At 55.0% G+C, this 4,492-nt stretch carries 4 protein-coding genes; all 4 read left to right on the forward strand.

Annotated features, from left to right (window positions below):
- Window positions 1-163 precede the first annotated feature (163 nt).
- A complete protein-coding gene (ppc, locus tag IBX50_RS17535; RefSeq protein ID WP_292257590.1) occupies window positions 164-2,818 on the forward strand; it encodes a phosphoenolpyruvate carboxylase in 2,655 nt (884 codons plus the stop codon).
- Between the two features lie 61 nt (window positions 2,819-2,879).
- Complete coding sequence (locus IBX50_RS17540; protein WP_292257591.1) at window positions 2,880-3,398, forward strand: DUF2489 domain-containing protein; 519 nt, start codon at window positions 2,880-2,882, stop codon at window positions 3,396-3,398.
- 3 nt (window positions 3,399-3,401) lie between these two features.
- Complete coding sequence (locus IBX50_RS17545; protein WP_292257592.1) at window positions 3,402-3,866, forward strand: YaaR family protein; 465 nt, start codon at window positions 3,402-3,404, stop codon at window positions 3,864-3,866.
- Between the two features lie 35 nt (window positions 3,867-3,901).
- Window positions 3,902-4,492 (forward strand): pyridoxal-phosphate dependent enzyme (locus IBX50_RS17550; RefSeq protein ID WP_292257593.1); only part of this gene is annotated, 591 nt, incomplete at its 3' end.

Here is a 4,492-nt window from a genome sequence, read left to right on the forward strand (position 1 = left end):
TACATAGCCAACGGCTGCGCATTATAATGATCCTCAGATCTTTAGCAACCCCAATGCTGGAAACAGTTTGATTTTTTTGTTTTTTGGGCTTGCTGCACTTGTTAAGCCATGCCATTGTTCAGGTCAGCAAAACATTGCATTTTTTATAGAGGGGGAAGGCGGCATGACCAATCTGGACGCTTCATTGAGAGAACAGGTCAGGGTTCTGGGAGAGGGTTTAGGTCGCACCATGAGTGCAGCTTTGGGTGCGGATTTTCTGGCACGGGTGGAATCCATCCGGTCTTTGTCCAAGCAGGTGCATCAGGGTGATATGCCGCCCCAGGCTTTAAGTGAGGCGTTAAAAGATCTGGCCGATGAAGAGCTTTTGCCAGTGGCGCGTGCTTTCACCCAGTTTTTGAATCTTGCCAATGCCGCTGAGCAGCACTACCGCGCCCGTGAACGGGTAGTGGAAGATTATCGTCGTGGAGAGCAACCCGGATTTACCCTGCTGCTGAATAAACTTCAGGGTGCAGGGCTGCAGCCGGATGAAATTTTTAACAGTCTCTGCAATCAGCGGGTCGAGCTGGTTTTTACTGCTCATCCAACCGAAGTCAGTCGCCGCACCCTGATCCAGAAATACGATGCGCTGGATGCCTGCCTGGCGGATTATGAACAGTCCAGTAACGAGAAAAAGCGCCTGCTGGTATTACAACGACTAGAAGAGTTGATTGCTCAGGCCTGGCACACCGATGAAATCCGCAGTCAGCGTCCCTCTCCGGTGGATGAGGCCAAGTGGGGTTTTGCCGTGATCGAAAACTCCCTGTGGCAGGCCGTGCCCGCTTATTACCGGGCGCTGGATGAGCGCTTGCTGGCTGTCGCCGGTCGAACCCTGCCACTGGATGTTGCTCCCATACGCTTTGCTTCCTGGATGGGGGGGGATCGGGATGGTAATCCACGAGTCACCTCTCGTGTCACTCAGGAAGTTTTGTGGTTATCACGCTGGATGGCGGCAGATTTGTACCATCGGGATATCGATCAACTGCGCTCTGAGCTGTCGATGCATGATGCCTGTGATGCACTGATCAAGCGTGTCGGGCCGGTGCGAGAGCCTTACCGAGTGCTGCTGGGGCAGGTGCGCGACAGGCTGCGAGCCACACTTGACTGGTTAAAAGCTCGGCTGGATGGCAAACCTTACGAAGATGAACGTATTCTGTTTGATGCCGATGGCCTGCGAGAACCCTTGCTGCTTTGTTATGAATCCCTGTGTGCAAAGGGGATGCAGGTGATTGCTGACGGTTTGTTAAAAGACATATTACGTCGCCTGTCTGCTTTTGGCATGAATCTGTTGCGCCTGGATGTGCGTCAGGAAGCACCGCGCCATGCGCAGGCGATTTCTGAAGCCACCCAGTATCTGGGGTTGGGTGATTACGCCGAATGGGATGAGCAGCGCCGGGTGGATTTTCTGCTGCATGAGCTGACCAATCCGCGCCCCCTGTTGCCGCAAAACTGGCCTTGCAGTGATGAAACCCGTGAAGTGCTGGATACCTGTGGGGTCATTGCTGCTGAGCGTCATGATGCTGTGGGTGCTTATGTCATCTCCATGGCGGGTCAACCTTCGGATGTGCTGGCAGTGGCGCTGTTGTTAAAAACTGCCGGTCTGGATCGCCCCATGCGTATTGTGCCGCTGTTTGAAACCCTGGCCGATCTGGAGCGTGCGCCTCGTGTGATTGACGGTTTGTTGTCCTTGTCCTGGTATCGTGACTACACCAAGGGTCGTCAGGAGGTCATGATCGGTTATTCCGATTCAGCCAAGGATGCCGGTCAGCTGGCGGCCAGCTGGGCGCAGTATCGGGCTCAGGAAGCCGTTACCGACGTGTGTGCTCGTCATCAGGTGCACCTGACGCTGTTTCATGGTCGTGGTGGCACTGTAGGTCGTGGCGGCGGCCCAACTCAGGCGGCGATTCTGGCGCAACCGCCGGGATCGGTGCAGGGGCGTCTGCGGGTCACCGAGCAGGGTGAAATGATCCGCTTCAAATTCGGTTTGCCTGCCTTGGCCGAGCGGGCGCTGGAGGTGTACACCTGCGCGGTGCTGGAGGCTACGCTGGCACCGCCACCCGCACCCCGCCCGGAATGGCGCGAGCTGATGAATCGCTTAGCCAGTGAAGCGGTTGGCAGTTACCGTGCGCTGGTTAAGGATACGCCAGATTTTGTGCGTTATTTCCGTCAGCTGACTCCAGAGCAGGAGCTGGCAAAATTACCGCTGGGTAGTCGACCTGCCAAGCGTAAGCCCGGTGGTGGCATCGAATCGCTGCGCGCCATTCCCTGGATTTTTGCCTGGACTCAAGTACGCCTGATGCTGCCTGCCTGGCTGGGCAGTGATACTGCACTGGAGCAGGCTGTAGCACGAGGTGAAACTCCGGCACTGCGCGAGATGATTGAAGGCTGGCCGTTTTTTGCCAGTAACATCAACATGCTGGAAATGGTGCTGGCCAAGGTGGATCTTGCCTCGGTTCGGGAGTATGAGGAACTACTGGTGGAAGATGCTCTGAAACCTTTGGGGGAGAGTCTGCGGCAGCGGGAAATCCAGCTGGTGCAATGCCTGCTGACTCTGAGAGAACAGCAGGAACTGCTGGAGCAGGTGCCGCTGACACAGCAGGCCATCAGTGTACGTAACCCCTACATTATTCCACTGCACCAGTTGCAGGCTGAGTTAATGGCGAGGGTGCGGGCTTGTGAGCAGCAGGGTGTATGCAGCACAACTGCAAACCAGGCCATGCTGGAACGAGCATTAATGGTCACCATTGCAGGTATTGCTGCCGGTTTACGCAACACCGGCTAGTGCCTTAAGTGGTGTTCATCTGCTATCCTTGGGCGCTGATATTTCGCAAGAGTAATCCTGTATGAGCGCCCAAAATGCTGCAATCCTTCTGGCCGTTGGCATCGCCTTTCTGATTCCCCTCGCAGGTTATGCCTTGCACGTGCATCTGGAAGCCAAGCGCCAGTTGCAACGAGCGCAGGAAAAACATGCTGAAGAAACACAGCAGGCTCGCAAGAATGTGATGGAAAACCTGCTGTTGCTGGCCTGTGCACTGGAAGATCGTCAGGTCAACCTGACTGAAGGCTGTCTGCGTATCCGCGTCTTTCTGGATCTGCTGGATGAAGGCGTTCACGTTCAGCATGAAAGCCTGCAGGTGTTTGATCAGGTGCATCAAAAGGCTCAGGGTTTTGCAACCCATGCCGAAAGAAATGCCCTGGATGCTGCTGAAAAAGAAAAACAGGATCAACAGCGTCGCGCCCTGGAGGAGCAGTTTGAAGCTCGGGTGACTGAAGGCGCCACAGCCTTGCGAAAGTTTTGTGAACAGCAGGGTTACAAGCTGGAAAAACCTCTCTTCATGAATGCCGCAGACGGAAAAAACTGACCCATGCTGCCCATTAACACCATGTTAAAAAACCTGCGTTCGGATCGCCAGAAAGCCAGATCAAGCCAGACAGCAGGTAAAACCACCAGTGATACTCCCAGCTTTAATGATCAGTTACTACAGCAGATATCTTCCGGTGGACGTGCAGACCTGAGAAGTGAGCTGCACCAGCTGCAGGATTTACTGGGTAAAGCTGGAGATGAGCTGGAGCGTAATCCCACTCTGGGCAACCTTGAGGTCTTCCGTGCCCTGCTGGCGAATATTCTGGGCAAGGTGGTCAAGGGTGGCTTTCAGGTGGAAAGTGTTGGTCCGGGCTGGCATCCGGCTGATCGGCATCAGGTGGTACGTCGTATCAACGAAGAAGCCGAAGAGCTGCTGCAGCTGGTCATGACCGAGCAGAAGGATCGAGTTTCAATTGCCCGCAGGCTGGTGAATATCAAAGGTTTGGTGGTGGATCTCTTGTCCTGAGTGTCAGAACAACCCCTAGTGGAGTGAACAAAACGATGTCCAGCACATCTCCCCTCTGGCCCACCGTGGCCGATCTGGTTGGTAATACCCCCCTGGTTCGCCTGCAGCGCATGAGTGCAGGAAAAAACAACACCATCCTTGCCAAGCTGGAAGGAGATAACCCCGCCGGCTCAGTTAAAGATCGCCCGGCTTTTTCGATGATCCGTGAGGCCGAAGCACGGGGCGACATTAAACCCGGTGACACCATTATTGAGGCCACTTCCGGCAATACCGGCATAGCCCTTGCAATGGCCGCTGCGGTGATGGGTTACAAGATGATCCTGATCATGCCGGAAAACTCCTCCGATGAACGCAAGTGGTCAATGCAGGCTTACGGTGCTGAACTGATTCTGGTCAGCAAGGAAGCCAGCATGGAAGGGGCGCGGGATCTGGCAATGCAGCTGGAACAGGAAGGCCGGGGTCGGGTGCTGAATCAGTTTGGTAACAGTGATAACCCGCTGGCGCATTACCAGAGCACTGGGCCGGAAATCTGGCAGCAAACTGGTGGTAAGGTCACCCACTTTATCAGCTCCATGGGCACCACTGGCACCATTATGGGGACAGGGCGCTACTTAAAAGAGCAGAAT

Source organism: Marinospirillum sp. (genome assembly GCF_014859565.1).